The 13930-nt window shown below is 62.2% G+C and carries 11 protein-coding genes and 1 tRNA gene; 6 read left to right on the top strand and 6 right to left on the bottom strand.

The genetic code is table 11. The annotated features are described in order from the left end of the window. Nucleotides 1–8 precede the first annotated feature (8 nt). Together APH35_RS04045 and APH35_RS04040 are read left to right on the top strand one after the other, a co-directional pair. Entirely contained in the window at nt 9–251 is a 243-nt protein-coding gene (locus APH35_RS04045; RefSeq protein WP_012270009.1) for a DUF2789 domain-containing protein, read from the top strand. A gap of 69 nt (nt 252–320) precedes the next feature. Continuing rightward, nucleotides 321–959: a hypothetical protein gene (locus APH35_RS04040; RefSeq protein ID WP_012270010.1), complete on the top strand. Its 639-nt coding sequence runs from the start codon at nt 321–323 to the stop codon at nt 957–959. A gap of 6 nt (nt 960–965) precedes the next feature. On the opposite strand, the gene APH35_RS04035 is transcribed toward APH35_RS04040, so the two are convergent. The 5 genes from APH35_RS04035 to APH35_RS04015 form a co-directional block, all read right to left on the bottom strand. Next, nucleotides 966–1403: a CBS domain-containing protein gene (locus APH35_RS04035; RefSeq protein ID WP_012270011.1), complete on the bottom strand. Its 438-nt coding sequence runs from the start codon at nt 1401–1403 to the stop codon at nt 966–968. Nucleotides 1404–1573: 170 nt separating this feature from the next. Then, nucleotides 1574–3304 carry a dipeptidase gene (locus APH35_RS04030; protein ID WP_060514240.1) on the bottom strand — a complete coding sequence of 577 codons (1731 nt, stop codon included), beginning with the start codon at nt 3302–3304 and terminating at the stop codon, nt 1574–1576. Nucleotides 3305–3465: 161 nt separating this feature from the next. Beyond that, a tRNA-Arg gene (locus APH35_RS04025) sits at nt 3466–3542 on the bottom strand. Nucleotides 3543–3654: 112 nt separating this feature from the next. Beyond that, nucleotides 3655–4518 carry an ABC transporter ATP-binding protein gene (locus APH35_RS04020; protein WP_012270013.1) on the bottom strand — a complete coding sequence of 288 codons (864 nt, stop codon included), beginning with the start codon at nt 4516–4518 and terminating at the stop codon, nt 3655–3657. Further along, on the bottom strand, nt 4515–6119 hold the full coding sequence (locus APH35_RS04015) for an ABC transporter permease (protein WP_244965025.1): 1605 nt from the start codon (nt 6117–6119) through the stop codon (nt 4515–4517). The genes APH35_RS04020 and APH35_RS04015 overlap by 4 nt, the downstream gene beginning before the upstream one ends. 297 nt (nt 6120–6416) lie before the next feature. Between APH35_RS04015 and APH35_RS04010 the strand changes: the two genes are divergently transcribed. Both APH35_RS04010 and APH35_RS04005 read left to right on the top strand, forming a co-directional pair. Then, nucleotides 6417–7454: an ABC transporter substrate-binding protein gene (locus tag APH35_RS04010; RefSeq protein ID WP_060514239.1), complete on the top strand. Its 1038-nt coding sequence runs from the start codon at nt 6417–6419 to the stop codon at nt 7452–7454. A gap of 40 nt (nt 7455–7494) precedes the next feature. Next, entirely contained in the window at nt 7495–8400 is a 906-nt protein-coding gene (locus APH35_RS04005) for a TauD/TfdA dioxygenase family protein (protein WP_060514238.1), read from the top strand. 118 nt (nt 8401–8518) lie between these two features. Here the strand turns inward: APH35_RS04005 and APH35_RS04000 are convergent, their stop codons facing one another. After that, on the bottom strand, nt 8519–9433 hold the full coding sequence (locus tag APH35_RS04000) for a LysR family transcriptional regulator (protein ID WP_060514237.1): 915 nt from the start codon (nt 9431–9433) through the stop codon (nt 8519–8521). 192 nt (nt 9434–9625) lie between these two features. On the opposite strand from APH35_RS04000, the gene APH35_RS03995 reads away from it, so the two are divergent. Together APH35_RS03995 and APH35_RS03990 are read left to right on the top strand one after the other, a co-directional pair. Further along, nucleotides 9626–11962, top strand: coding sequence for a TonB-dependent receptor (locus tag APH35_RS03995; protein ID WP_060514236.1), 2337 nt, complete (start codon nt 9626–9628; stop codon nt 11960–11962). A 17-nt stretch (nt 11963–11979) separates the two neighbouring features. After that, nucleotides 11980–13656, top strand: a complete 1677-nt coding sequence (locus APH35_RS03990; RefSeq protein ID WP_060514235.1) for an aryl-sulfate sulfotransferase — start codon at nt 11980–11982, stop codon at nt 13654–13656. The last annotated feature ends 274 nt before the right edge of the window (nt 13657–13930 follow it).

Raw genomic sequence — 13930 nt, 5'->3', positions numbered from 1 at the left:
GAGGAACCATGGAAGCGCCGACCCATCCCTTTGCCGACCTGTTCAAGCAGTTGGGCTTGCCCGACGATCCCAAGAGCATCGATCAGTTCATCACCAGCCATTCGCCGCTGAAGAATGAAACCAAGCTGGTGGATGCGCCGTTCTGGACCGACTCTCAGCGTGCTTTTCTCAAGGAGAGCATCATTGAAGATGCCGATTGGGCGGTGCCGTTCGATCAACTCAACGAAGCGTTGCGCCGCCCCCGAAAATAAAGCGCCGAGCGGCACCTGACGAGTGATCGGCCGTTGCTATGCTCAGGAAAACAATAAGGGGATAGCGCGATGAAAGATCCCTACGCACCAGGTTTCTGGTGTTCCGTGACGATCCTGGGCACCCTGACGGCCAGTTACTTCTATGGCATCAGGCAGACGCAACAGATGAACCAGGCGGTGCATTTCCTGTATGCCGCTGCCGCAGTCACCGTGGCGGTTGTACTGGTGGCGCTGACCTGGATCGCCTGGCAGCAGTTGCACCTGAACAAGCGCGAAGTGATCCAGGGGCGAACGTTGCTGACCATCTGGAACACCAAGGTGGCGCTGCGCCGCGTCGAAACCGTATTCGACCGGTATTTCTGGGGCAGCTACTGGCATTCGGGGCGCACCTTCGAAGAAGTCATGGGCGAGCTCAAGGGCACACCGCTGGAGCAGAGCCTGGATGCGCTGAAGCGCCAGTGCCGGGTGCTCGATCGCGAAATCCATGACCATCATCACCACTGGCTGGCCAACGCCCGCGACCTGTCCAGCGTGGCCCAGGCCATGGCCCGTGAGCGCTACCAGCTGGACCTGGGCGAACCCACGCACAGCGGCCACGGCAATACGGCAGTACTGAACCGTGACCTGGAAGTGCTGGTGTACACCTGGTCGGCGCGCCTGCGCAGCTTTGACCATCAGCTGGACGAGCTGGAGCGCGCCTACCATTGAAGGGGCTCACTCGCCGCGGATGTACTGTTCCATTTGTTGAATCAGGCTGGCCTGTTCGGCGATGGTTTCCTTCACCAGGTCGCCGATCGACAGCAGGCCGAGCAGTTTGCCGTTGTCGACCACCGGCAGGTGACGCAGGTGACGGTCGGTCATCAGGTTCATGCAGAAGTCGAGCTTTTGCTTGGGCTCCACGGTGACCACCGGTGCACTCATGATTTCGCGCACCGGTGTGGCGGCGGAAGAGCGGCCTTTGAGTACGAGTTTGCGCGCATAGTCCCGTTCACTGACGATACCCACCACTTGGTTGCCCTCGACCACGGGCAGCGCACCGACGTTTTTCTCCGCCAGCATTTTCAGGGCGTCGAGCACCGAGTCATCCGGGCCGATGGTGTAAACGGTCTGGTGCTGGGACTTGGTCTTGAGGATTTGTTCGACGGTCTTCATACGGGCCTCTGCGGGTGAAAAAAGCGCTGTCTCGGTGTAACTAAAGCATCCGGTACGGCGCTCTGCACGGCAATGCAGGAAACGGCATGGAGTCGATTGAAAAACGTCATGGGTGTTTGCCTGGGCCGGCCTCCTCGTGGCTTTAGCCGCGAAGAGGCCGGTACTGCCAATCAAAGCTTCGGCATTTGCCCGAGCCGTGCCACCATCTCGCTCACTACCTGCAGGTCCAGCATGAACTGGTCCACGGTCTTGAACTCGTTGTCGTTGTGCCCGGTGTATTTCACGTCCGGCATGGCCAGGCCGAACTGTACGCCATTGGGCAAGTCGTGCACCGAGGTCGCGCCGGCCGAGGTGCCGAACTCATGCTTCATGCCCAGGTTCTCGGAGGCCACAGAAAGCAAAGCTTTCACCCATTCGCCTTCGGGGTTGCGGTACATCGGTTCGTCCAGGCTATAGTCGAACGCCACCGATGTGTGGCTTTGCCGGGTCCACTTGCCCAGTTTGTCGGCCAGTTCATCCTTGATCGTGGCAATGGGTTTGCCTTTGGGGATGCGCAGGTTCACCGCCAGTTTCAGGCCCTTGTCATCCACGCCGACAAAGGTCAGCGAGGCGGTCAGTGGGCCCATGAACGGGTCCTTGAAGGCCACGCCGAGCTTGTTGCCAAGGTAGTCCAGGCCCCAGTTGTCGGCCGCGTAGCGGGCCGCATCGGTGAACTGGTTGTGCTTGAGTGGTACCTGCTGGCCAAGGCCGTTGATGAAGTCGAGCATGCGAGCAACCGGGTTCACCCCGGACTCCGGCTCCGAAGAGTGGGCGGAAACACCGGTCACGGTGAGCAACACCTGTTTGCCGTCGGCCTTGGCATCGATGCTGAAGTCGCTTCCGTGCTGCTTCACATACTTGCTGCCGGCTTGCTGCAGGTGTTTGGCCAGCTGTGCCGGGTTGTCGGACACCAGGGTCGCCACCGATGTGGTCGGGATCTGGTTGGTGGCCAGGCCACCGGTCAGGTTGACGATTTCGGCACCCTTGCCCGTGGCCGGGCGCTTGCTGAAGCTGGCCATGACCGTGCCGTAGCCTTTTTCGGCGATGACCACTGGGTAGCCGCCGTCGAGGGCCAGGTTGTAGTCAGGTGTAGGGTTGCGCTCGAAATAGTAGGGGATGGCATCACCGCTGGTTTCTTCGGTGGTGTCGATCAGCAGCTTGAACTGCCGGGCGAGCGGCAAGTTTTCATCCTTGGCTACCTTCAGTGCATACATCGCCACCACGATGCCGTTCTTGTCGTCTTCGGTGCCGCGGCCGTACATGCGGTCACCGACCAGGGTGACCTTGAACGGGTCCAAGCGCGTACCGTCGGCCAGCTTCCAGTTGTCCGGGTTGACCGGTACCACGTCGGCGTGGGCATGGATGCCGATCACTTCCTTGCCGCTACCCAGCGAAATTTCGTACACCCGGTTGTCGATGTTGCGGAAGGCCAGGCCGAAGCTGTCGGCCAGGGCCTTGATCTTGTCGGCGATCTTGAGGAACTCAGGGTTTTCGTACTGCGGCGTACCCTCGACGTTGAAGGTGGGAATGGCCACCAGTTCGCGCAGGGTTTCGGTTGCAGCCTTGCCGTACTTGATGCGGGTATACAGGCCGAGCAGGCGGTTGATTTCGTCCTGTTGCTCGGCGGCCAATGGTGTGTTGGCCAGGTAGGCGTCGAGGGTTGCCTCGAGGTTATCGGCCTTGGCCAAGTCGCTGCCTTTGAGCTTGCCGAGGAACTGCTTGAAGTCGCTTGGGTCGCTGCCGTCGAAGGCTTTGACGATGGCAGCGGACTGCTGCTGGGTGAGGTTGGCCTGGGCTGGCTGAGTGAACAAGCCGATGCTGGCCAGCAGCAGGGTGGTGGCGGTGAGTTTTTTCAGGTGCATGGTTGCGCGCATTCCTTCGCCAATCATTGTTATGGGTTACCCGTCCGGAAACGGGAAGACGCCCACGCTAACACCAATGACCCGTGGCACGGGAGTACCAGAAACGCGACTTGTCGCACAAACGAAAAAGCCCCGGGCTCAGGCCCAGGGCTTTTTTGATATGGCGCACTCGGCGGGATTCGAACCCACGACCCCTGCCTTCGGAGGGCAGTACTCTATCCAGCTGAGCTACGAGTGCAACGCGCACGCATGATACCCATCTGAATCGGTGACGTCCATCGCCTTGATCTGTAGCTGTTTTTACCTTGTTGGTTGTGCAGATCCCTACAGGCCGGATGCATGCCGACATCTCAGAGGGCGATCAACTCGGGCCTCAGGCCCTCTACACGGCGTGACGGTGGCGGCAGGTAGCCGCCGTCGCCGGTGATCTGGTGCAGCACCTTTTCGCGCAGGCCGTGCAGCGCTACGCCGGAGCGCAAGCGCGGGTGCGGCAGGTCTATGCCCACCACCGATTTGATGCGACCCGGCCGTGGCTCCAGCACCACAACCCGATCCGCCAGGTACGTCGCCTCTTCGGCATCGTGGGTCACCAGCAAGGTGGTGATGCCCGCCCGCTCGCGAATGGCCAGCAATTCGTCCTGCAGTTGCTGGCGGGTCAGCGCATCCAGTGCGCCGAACGGCTCGTCAAGCAGCAGGATGCGCGGGCTGGCTACCAGGCCACGGGCTATCGCCACACGCTGGGCCATACCACCGGACAGCTGGTGTGGATAGGCCGACTCGAAGCCGACCAGCCCCACCAGTTGTACGAATTCATGTACCCGCCGGGCGCGCTCACCTTGGGTGAGCGACTCGTTGGCCAGGCCCAGCGCAATGTTCTGTTCCACGTTCAACCAGGGAAACAGCCGATGCTCCTGGAACACGATGCCACGTTCGCCACCAATACCGCTGACGGCGTGGCCGTCGATGCGAATGCTGCCGCTGTAGTCGGTATCCAACCCCACCAGCAGGCGCAGCAGGGTGGACTTGCCGCAGCCGGAAGCGCCGACGATGGCGATGAACTCGCCCTGGTTGATCGAAAGGTTGAAGTTGCGGATGGCCTCGAGCGGTTGGCCATCGACGCTGAACACTTTGCCCACCCCTTCGAAACTGACCAGGGGCGGGGTTGCGTCGGGCTGGTTGGCCGCGTGCAGGTGCGAAGTGTTGAAGGCGTTCATGCGGTTCTCCAGCGCGTGGCGCGCGATTCAAGGCGTTGTCCAAGGGTGCCGAGCAGGGCGCCGACCAGGCCGATCAACAGCATGGCGGCCATCACCTGGTCCATACGGAACAGCTGCTGGGCACCGATCATCAGGCTGGCGATGCCGCCGTCCGAGGGCATGAAGTATTCGGCACCGATGGTGCCCAGCCAGGCATAGATCAGCGACAGGCGCAGGCCCGCGAAAATGCCCGGGGCCGCACCGGGCAGTACCAGCAGGCGCAAGCGTTGCCACAGACCCAGACGCAGGGTGCGGGCGGCTTCGCCCAACTGTGGTGAGAGGCCGGCGATACCGCGCTGGGTAGCGATCAGCAACGGGAAGAACGCGGCCAGCCCGACGAATACATGCTTGGCCCCTTCGCCCAGGCCGAACCAGGCGGTGAGCAGCGGCACCCAGGCGAACAGCGCCACCTGGCGCAAGGCTGTCAGGCTCGGCCCGAACAGGCGCTCGGCATTACGGGACAGCCCTAGCACCAAGCCGGCCAGCAGGCCTGCGCCGCCACCCAGCAGCAAGCCGGTCAGGGTGCGTTGCAGGCTGAGCAGCAAGGCTTGTGGTAGCGAACCATCAGCCAGGCCGACCAGCAGCGTGCGCAGTACCTCCAGTGGCGAGGTCAAGATATTCGGGTCGACCCAGCCGAAGCTGCTGCTGGCCTGCCACAGCGCCAGTATCGCCAAGGGAAGCAGCAGGCTTTGCCAGCCACGCGGCACAGCACCGCGCTGGTGTTCCCCGGTGGCCGGTTGCGGCCAGTAAAGCAGGCGATGTTCCAGGGCCGAAAAACTGCGCTCCAGCACGGCACCGACCAGGCCGATCACCAGGATGCACAGCAGCACCAGGTCGAGCATGAACAGCTGCCGCCCCCAGACCATCAGGTAACCGATCCCCTCGCTGGAAGCCAGCAACTCGACCGCCAGCAGTGAGGTCCAGCCGGTGGCCAGTGCCAGGCGTACGCCAGTCAGAAAGGCGGGCAGGGCCGCCGGTAGCAACAGGCGCAGAAACAGCAGATGGCGAGGCAGGCGTAGCGCCGCGGCGGCCTCGCGCAGCTTGGGCTGGGCATCGCGCACACCGACCAGCGTGTGCAAGGTGATGGGGACCACCACGGCTTTCACCAGCACCACCAGCTTGAGCAACTCGCCGATGCCGAAGAACAGCATGAACAACGGGATCCAGGCCAGGGTCGGAATCTGCGCCAGCGCCACGAAGGTTGGCAGCACCAATGTCTGCGCCTGACGCGAAGCGCCCAGCCATACACCCAGCAGCAAGCCGCTGCCGATACCTACCGCCAGCCCCCAGAACAACCGCTGCAAGCTTATCCACAGGTGTCCCCAAAGCTCGCCGGCGCCAAACTCCAGCGCGCTTTGCCACACCAGCGCTGGTGCCGGCAGTATCTGCTCGCTCATCCAGTGCTGCCGGCTGGCCACCTCCCATAGCAGCGCAATCAGCACAGGCAGCAACCACGGCAGAACCCGCTGCACAGAGAGAATGCGGTCCCTGTGGGAGCGGCCTTGCGCCGCGAATGGGCCGCGTAGCGGCCCCCCCCGATTCCTGCTCAGCACTCCATTCATAGGCCATTTCCCGAAGCGTTGTTAAGTTATTCACTTATGGAATTAAAAATTAACTTAATCAGCATTCAAGAGATAAGAGCATGCGTCCTCTGCATGGGGAAGCCCCTTGCCGTTGCGTTTTCCTCATATTTTCCATGCGTTTTCCGCAAGCCCCGCTCAGGCCCGCATGCAGCCTGATTTATGCCTTTCAGTTACTAAAAAATGAAGTTTTGATCTTTGTGGGTTCTAACCAGACCTGCCTAGCTTCTGGCCAAAGCGCCGGCCATCGCCGGTGGCAGCCTGCCAAGGAGCCTTGCCATGAAAACCCCGTTGCGTCACCTGATTACCGCCCTTGGGCTGGCGTTCACCCTAAGTGCCCACGCGGCTGAACCGGCCAGGCCAGCAAGCATCCGCATCGCCGTCCCCGACCTGAGCGCCGGCAGCAAGCCCAGCGCCGGTGGTGTGGTCGATGTACTGCGTGACCAGCAATTGCTGGAGAAGGAATTCGCCAAGGACGGCATCCGCATCGACTGGCGCTTTTTCAAGGGTGCCGGGCCGGTGGTGAACGAGGCATTGGCCAACGGCCAGGCTGATTTCGCGTACCTCGGCGACCTGGCGGCAATCGTCGGCAAGGCCAATGGCCTGGATACCCGCGTGCTGTCGGCGGGCGTGCGCGGGGTGAAGAGCTACCTGGGCGTGGTACCGGGCTCTGGCATCAAGACCCTGCACGACCTCAAGGGCAAGCGTGTGGCGGTGTTCCGCGGCACTGCCAACCAGTTGTCGTTCGCCAGCGCCCTGGCCAGCCAGGGGCTGAGCGAGCGTGAGCTGAAGGTGATAAACCTCGATTTCAACGCCGCCAACGCTGCGCTGGCGGCCAAGCAGATCGATGCCACCTGGGGCCTGTCCAACCTGCTATCGCTGCGTGAGCGCGGGCTGGTCGAGCTACCGGTCAATTCGCGTGACCTCGAAGGCGCCGGCAGCACCCAGGCAGTGCTGCTGGGCACCGGCGATTTCATCCGTCAATACCCCGAGCTGGTGCAGCGCCTGGTCAATGCCCAGGAGCAGGCCAGTGCCTGGCTGCGCGACGAACACAACCGTCAGGCCTACATCGATCTGGTGGCCAGCAACGCCAATTGGCCGCGCAGCATCCTCAGCGATGACCTGGCCAAGGAAGACCTCGCCCACTACTTCGACCCACGCCTGGACGCCGGATTCGTCGGCCAACTGCAGCAAGGCGTCGACCTGGCTGCCAAGGAGCGTTTGATTCGCCGTGGCTTCCAGGTGGCCGACTGGATCGAACCGCGTTTCCTCGATGCTGCGCTGAAACAGGAGCAGGCCGTGCAGGCCGCCCGCTGAACCTTCAAAAACCCCGACAATGACCGCAAGGACCACGACCATGAGCAATGCTGCCCTGGCCACCGCGCCACAAGCCCTTGAACTCGACATTCACCCGGTTGCCGGCCGTATCGGCGCCGAAATCCGCGGGGTAAGACTGTCCGCCGACCTCGACGCAGCTACCGTCGAGGCTATTCAGGCGGCCCTGGTACAACACAAAGTGATCTTCTTCCGTGAGCAGACCCACCTGGATGACCAGAGCCAGGAAGGTTTTGCCAAACTGCTCGGCGAGCCGGTGGCCCACCCGACCGTACCGGTGGTCGATGGCACCAGCTACCTGCTGCAACTGGATGGCGCCGAAGGTCAGCGAGCCAACTCCTGGCACACCGACGTGACCTTCGTCGATGCCTACCCCAAAGCCTCGATCCTGCGCAGCGTGGTGGCGCCGGCATCCGGTGGCGATACCGTGTGGGCCAACACGGCTGCGGCCTACCAGGAATTGCCTGAGCCGCTGCGCGAGCTGGCCGACAAGCTGTGGGCGGTGCACAGCAACGAATACGACTACGCCAGCATCAAGCCAGATGTAGACCCGGCCAAGCTTGAGCGTTATCGCAAGGTATTCACATCGACCGTGTACGAAACCGAGCACCCGGTGGTACGCGTGCATCCGATCAGTGGTGAGCGGGCACTGCAATTGGGGCACTTCGTTAAACGCATCAAGGGCTATTCGCTGGCAGATTCGCAGCACCTGTTCGCTGTGCTGCAAGGGCATGTGACGCGCCTGGAGAACACTGTGCGCTGGCGCTGGCAGGTGGGGGATGTGGCGATTTGGGATAACCGCGCGACGCAGCATTATGCGGTGGATGATTATGGGACCCAGCCGCGGGTTGTGCGCCGGGTGACATTGGCGGGAGAAGTGCCGGTGGGTGTGGATGGTCAACTGAGCCGGACTACGCGTAAAGGTTGAGAGTGCCGGGGCCGCTTTGCGGCCCTGTCGCGACACAAGGCCGCTTCCACAAAAGCACGGCGCACGCCGAGCCAATGTGTAGCGGCCTTGTGTTGCGATCCGGGGGCGAAGCCCCCAGCTACATCTCGGTATCACAGGCAATCAACTGCCTCACCAGCCCTTGCGCCAACGGCGACAAGCCATACCCCACCCGGCTCACCACTCCATAGCGTGTATGGCACGCTTCTTCCTGCTCCGGCGTCAGGTCCGCCAGCTGCAACTTCACCAGCCCGCCGTCGCGTTGATAAGGCCGCAAATTGGCATTGCAGGCAATGCCGATGGTGTCCGAGTGCATCACCACATTCAGCAGCGCGTACCCATGCTCGCACTCCACCGCAGGCAAGAAGTCCTGCCGCCCACTAAGGTCACTGAGGATCTTGCGGATATTCGGCGGGCGAAAAGTGGTGGCCATCGGATAGTCGAACAGGTCTCGTGCCAGCACGCTCTGCCGCTTGGTCAGCGGGTGCCCGGCGCGGCAGCAAAAATGCCAGCGTTGCGGCGTCAGCTTGTGCACTTGGTAATCCGGGTCAGACTCGAACTGGCGGGTGTCGGCAACGAAAAACTCGATCTCCTCGGCTACCAGCTTGCGGTTCAGCGCCTGCCAGTTGTCCACCTGGAAGCAGGTGCGCGCCGCCGGGAATTCGGCCACGAAGCGCGCCACCGCACGCGGCACCAAACCACCGGCTGGCGCGGGGCCGGAGCCAAAGCGCACCACCCCGGTGGTTGCGCCGTTGAATTGGTGATTTTCGTTGACCAGGTTGTGCGCCCCATGCACCAGCCGCCGCGAATGCTCCAGCACCAGCAACCCCTGGCGGGTTGGCGCCAGTTCCTTGCTGGCGCGGTCCACCAGGCGGCAGCCGATGTTGTGCTCCAGGGTCTGGATGCTGCGGCTGAAAGCCGATTGCGACAGGTTAACCGCCGCCGCTGCCGCCACGAAACTGCGGTGCTCGACAAGGGCAATGTAGTGGCGCAGTTGACGCAGATCGATATGCATTTTCTACATTAAAACCTTCGGTCAAATGCAATTGCTGACAAGGGTGAGTCCCCTTATAAAGGGTGTTACTTATTCCACTAAATATGAATTACAAATATTTATATCACTTAAAAGAATATAAGCCCGTCTGACCGCGACTCGGTTCCGCCAACGGAAATGCTCGCCAGGGCCCATGCCTCAAGGAGCATTTGCATGTCCGGACTTTCCCGTTGGCCTGCGCGCGCGTCGCGTTTCACCTTGCAACCCTTGGCCGCTGGCGTGCTGCTGGCGGCGTCCTCCGGAAGCTTTGCCGAAGCGCCGGTCAGTGCCACCCCGGCGGTGGAACAGGAAGCCAAGCTCGGCACCGTCACGGTCAATGCTCGTCGCCGGGAAGAAACCGCGCAAAGCGTGCCCACGCCGATCAGCGTGTTGGACAGCGAAACCCTGGAAACTCAGCGCATCTACCGCGTGCAGGATTTGCAACAGTTGGTGCCCAGCACCAACGTCGCTTATGTGCATGCGCGCCAGTCGAGCATCTCGATCCGTGGCCTGGGTAACAACCCGGCCAGCGACGGCTTGGAAGGCAGCGTTGGTATCTACCTGGACAACGTCTACCTCGGCCGCCCCGGCATGGCGGTATTCGACCTGCTGGATGTCGAGCAGCTGGAAGTGCTGCGCGGGCCGCAGGGCACGTTGTTCGGCAAGAACACCACCGCTGGTGTGCTGAACATCACCACGCGCAAGCCCACCTTCCACCGCGAAGGCAGCATCCAGCAGTCGTTCGGCGAAGACGGCTACCTGCAAACCCAGGGCAGTTTCTCGGGGCCGATCAGCGAGACGCTGGCCGGGCGCATCAGCGCCTATCGCACCGAAGACGATGGCTATGTGAAGAACATCCACAACGGTGACGACCTCAACGGCGGCAAGCGCCAGGGCTTTCGCACCCAACTGCTGTTCAAGCCCAGCGACACCTTCAACCTGCGCTGGATAGGCGAGTACAACGAAGAAGACTCCAACAACGGCATCCTCAGCCTGTACAGCACCGGGCCGACCATCAATGGCGTCAACCGCTACGAAAGCCTGGCCGCCCAGGCGGGCGCGACGCTGGTGTCGGGCAAGGACCGCAAGGTCAATTTCGACGCCGACCAGCAGGTGACGGTGTTCCAGGGCGGCACTTCGGTGGAGGCCAACTGGACCTTGCCCAACGACTTCACCCTGACTTCGATCACCGCCTACCGCTGGTGGGACTTCACCCCGCGCAACGACGACGGCCTGAACGTGCCGGTGTTCTACAGTGCCGGTGTATCGGTGCGTGACAAGCAGTACTCGCAGGAAATCCGCCTGGCATCGCCCACCGGTGGTGCATTCGACTATGTGCTGGGTGCCTACTACTTCAAGCAGGACCTGGACAACAAGTCCTTCACCTATTACGGGCCGCAGGCGGATATCTGGAACCTGACCCCGGCCGGTGCGCTGAACAACGTCAACACAATTGGTGATGGGCACATCGATACCGACAGCTACGCGCTGTTCGCCCAGGGCACCTGGCATGTCACCGATCGCCTGGACTTCACCGCCGGTATTCGCGGAACCTACGAAGAAAAGAGCGCCTGGGTGACTCGCGATGCGCCCAGCGGCGGTGCCGCGGTAGATGGGGCCGCTGCCGCTGCGCGCCAGGCCCGGATAGGTGCCTATGATTCGGGCGACCTCAACCAATACAGCTTCAGCCCTTCCGGCCTGTTGGGCCTGAGCTACCGCTTCAGCGAGCAACTGCTGGGCTACGCCACCCTGACTCACGGTGAGAAATCTGGCGGTGTAAACCTGACTGTAGGCGCCGCGCCACGGCTGGGCACCGATTCGCTGCTGGTGGGCACCGAGCGGGTCAACAACGCCGAACTGGGCTTGAAAAGCACCTTGTTCGACGGCCGCCTGCAACTCAACAGCAATCTGTTCTGGGCTGAAGTGCATGGTTACCAGGCCAACGTCTACGACCAGATCAACCGCGTGCAGTACCTGGCCAACGCCGGGCGCGTGCGCTCGCGCGGCCTGGAGTTCGAGGCCACGGCGCTGCCGATTCGTGGCCTCACGGTCAACTTCAACGGTTCGTGGAACGACGTGCGCTACACCGAGTACAAGGACGCCCCATGCCCGCCGGAGGTGAGCCTGGCCAATGCCACTGCCACCTGCGATCTGTCCGGCCACCAGGTGGTCGGCGCCTCCAAGTACATCGCCAACCTCAACACCCAGTACAAGTGGCAGGCCAGCGAGCACATCGAGCCCTACGTCACCGCCAGCTACGCCTTCCGTTCGAAGGCCGTGGGCACCATTGACGATTCCGATTTCGGCCAGATCCCCAGCTACGCGCTGGTCAACCTTTCCGCCGGTGTGCGCCTGGACCAGGGCGACGGCGTGGTCGACCTGTCGCTGTGGGTGAAAAACGCCGGCGACAAAACCTACTTCACCAGCCTGTGGAACTCCGCCAACGGTGGTTATGCCGGCGTGCTCGGCACCCCACGCACCTTCGGCGCAACCGCCCGTTACGACTTCTGAGCACAAGGAGCTATGCCATGAATGCCAAGACCCAAACCCCTGCACTGCCTGAAGGCGCCTGCCTGACCGCAAAAGTCCCGGAGCGCGACGAAGCGCTGCTCGGCGACGTGGTGGTCAACCCGTACCGCCTGGCGCCGCTGACCGCGATCATCCGCGACGGCGGGCGCAGCCTGAGTGACGCGCATGTCCGTGTGCTGGGGCGCGGTGAGCGGGGCGTGGACATCGTCTATGACGTGTCCGACCGTTCGCTGTGGACCTACGGCGGTATCCCGGTATTTGGCCTGTACCCGGACCACGTCAACCAGGTGGAAGTGACCTACAAGCTCGATGGCGAGCGCATTCGCGAGCAGTACCAGATCTACGCCCCCGCCGTGCGTCTGCCCGTGGTGGCGAAGCAGACTGCTGCGTTGCCAGAGGTGGAACCGGTCAAAGTGGCGCCGGGCTTCGAAAACCGCCTGTACCTGTTCAACCATCTGCAGGGCGACATTCCGGGCGGCCGCGCCTTCAAGTGGAATGCCCTGGGTGGTGCGGCAGAATGGGATCAAGTGGGCAACAACTGGATTGCCGACACCAATGGCGATGTGCGCTGGTACCTGGATATCGAACAGATCCACGACTCCAACCGCCGCGATGGCCTTGGCGGCACCATGGGGTTCCAGCAGACCCGCGATGGCAAGCTGATCTGGGGCCAGGGCCAGACTTACTCCAAGTACGACCTGCTGGGCCGACGCATCTGGCAGCGCAGCCTGCCCGACAAGTTCGCCGACTTTTCCCATGAAATCCGCGAAACCAGCAATGGCACCTACTTGCTACGGGTTGGCACCAGCGACTACCGCCGCCCTGACGGCAAGCGCGTGCGCTCGATCCGTGACCATATCATCGAGGTCAGCGAGGCCGGGGATGTGCTCGATTTCTGGGACCTCAACCAAATCCTCGACCCCTACCGAGGCGATCTGCTGGAAACCCTCGGCAAGGCGGCGATCCAACTGCCGCCTGGGGTGCAGAAACAGGACGAGCGGTTGGCCAACGAATTGGCCGAGGGCGACTTGCCCTTTGGTGACACGCCGGGGGTGGGCACCGGGCGTAACTGGGCACACGTCAATGCCATTGATTACGACGCCGATGACGACAGCATCATCGTTTCAGCACGTCACCAGGGCGTGGTGAAGATCGGCCGTGACAAGCAGGTGAAATGGATTCTCGCCTCCCCCCAAGGCTGGCCGCAGCATTTGCGTGAGAAGGTGCTGAAACCGGTCGAAAGTGAGGGCTTCGATTGGTCGTGGACCCAGCACACCGCCTGGCTGACCGGCAAAGGCACGCTGACCGTGTTCGACAATGGCTGGGGGCGTGACTTTGCGCCGACCAAGCTGGCCGGCAACTACAGCCGGGCAGTGGAGTACCGCATCGACGAAGCCGAGGGCACGGTCGAGCAGGTGTGGGAGTACGGCAAGGCACGCGGCGACGAGTGGTACAGCCCGGTGACCTCGGTGGTGGCCTACCGGCCAGAGACCGACACCCAGTTCATCTACTCGGCTTCGGTGAACTTCCTCACCCCCGAAAAATTGACCACTACCGTGCTCAACGAGGTGCGGCGCGGGACCCAGGAGGTGTTGGTGGAACTGAAGGTACACAGCCGGCAGCCGGGCTCGGTCGGTTATCGAGCACTGGTGATCGACTTGGCCAAGGCGTTCTGATTCATCCCCTTCGGGAGGGCCGTCGGTCCTCCCATCACATTTCCTACAGTTGATTCGTCTAACCTGTACCGGCCTCTTCGCGGCGGTTCGGCGCCCTGATGAGCCCGCGACGAGGCCGGTTGCCATCATGCGGGATGATGAATTTTCCACTCGGCTGTTCAACCATTCGTTCTTTTTTTCGAACAGCCTATTGTCCAACACCCCAGCAGCCGCTTAGCATTCGTTTGAGATTTCAAACGCTCGATGCCCTGCCTTGGGCGCTTTTCAACAATCA

The sequence above is a fragment of the Pseudomonas sp. NBRC 111132 genome (assembly GCF_001320565.1).
In the GTDB taxonomy this organism is placed as follows: Bacteria; Pseudomonadota; Gammaproteobacteria; order Pseudomonadales; family Pseudomonadaceae; genus Aquipseudomonas; species Aquipseudomonas putida_P.
Note: the sequence above shows the minus strand (reverse complement) of the source record. Positions and strands in the feature narration are given on the sequence as shown.

Excerpts from the sequence above, each read along its gene's own strand:
- APH35_RS04015 (WP_244965025.1), bottom strand. The coding sequence starts at position 6,119 with ATGAATGGAGTGCTGAGCAGGAATCGGGGGGGGCCGCTACGCGGCCCA.
- APH35_RS04000 (WP_060514237.1), bottom strand. The coding sequence starts at position 9,433 with ATGCATATCGATCTGCGTCAACTGCGCCACTACATTGCCCTTGTCGAG.
- APH35_RS03995 (WP_060514236.1), top strand. The coding sequence starts at position 9,626 with ATGTCCGGACTTTCCCGTTGGCCTGCGCGCGCGTCGCGTTTCACCTTG.
- APH35_RS04020 (WP_012270013.1), bottom strand. The coding sequence starts at position 4,518 with ATGAACGCCTTCAACACTTCGCACCTGCACGCGGCCAACCAGCCCGAC.
- APH35_RS04040 (WP_012270010.1), top strand. The coding sequence starts at position 321 with ATGAAAGATCCCTACGCACCAGGTTTCTGGTGTTCCGTGACGATCCTG.
- APH35_RS03990 (WP_060514235.1), top strand. The coding sequence starts at position 11,980 with ATGAATGCCAAGACCCAAACCCCTGCACTGCCTGAAGGCGCCTGCCTG.
- APH35_RS04030 (WP_060514240.1), bottom strand. The coding sequence starts at position 3,304 with ATGCACCTGAAAAAACTCACCGCCACCACCCTGCTGCTGGCCAGCATC.
- APH35_RS04035 (WP_012270011.1), bottom strand. The coding sequence starts at position 1,403 with ATGAAGACCGTCGAACAAATCCTCAAGACCAAGTCCCAGCACCAGACC.
- APH35_RS04010 (WP_060514239.1), top strand. The coding sequence starts at position 6,417 with ATGAAAACCCCGTTGCGTCACCTGATTACCGCCCTTGGGCTGGCGTTC.
- APH35_RS04045 (WP_012270009.1), top strand. The coding sequence starts at position 9 with ATGGAAGCGCCGACCCATCCCTTTGCCGACCTGTTCAAGCAGTTGGGC.
- APH35_RS04005 (WP_060514238.1), top strand. The coding sequence starts at position 7,495 with ATGAGCAATGCTGCCCTGGCCACCGCGCCACAAGCCCTTGAACTCGAC.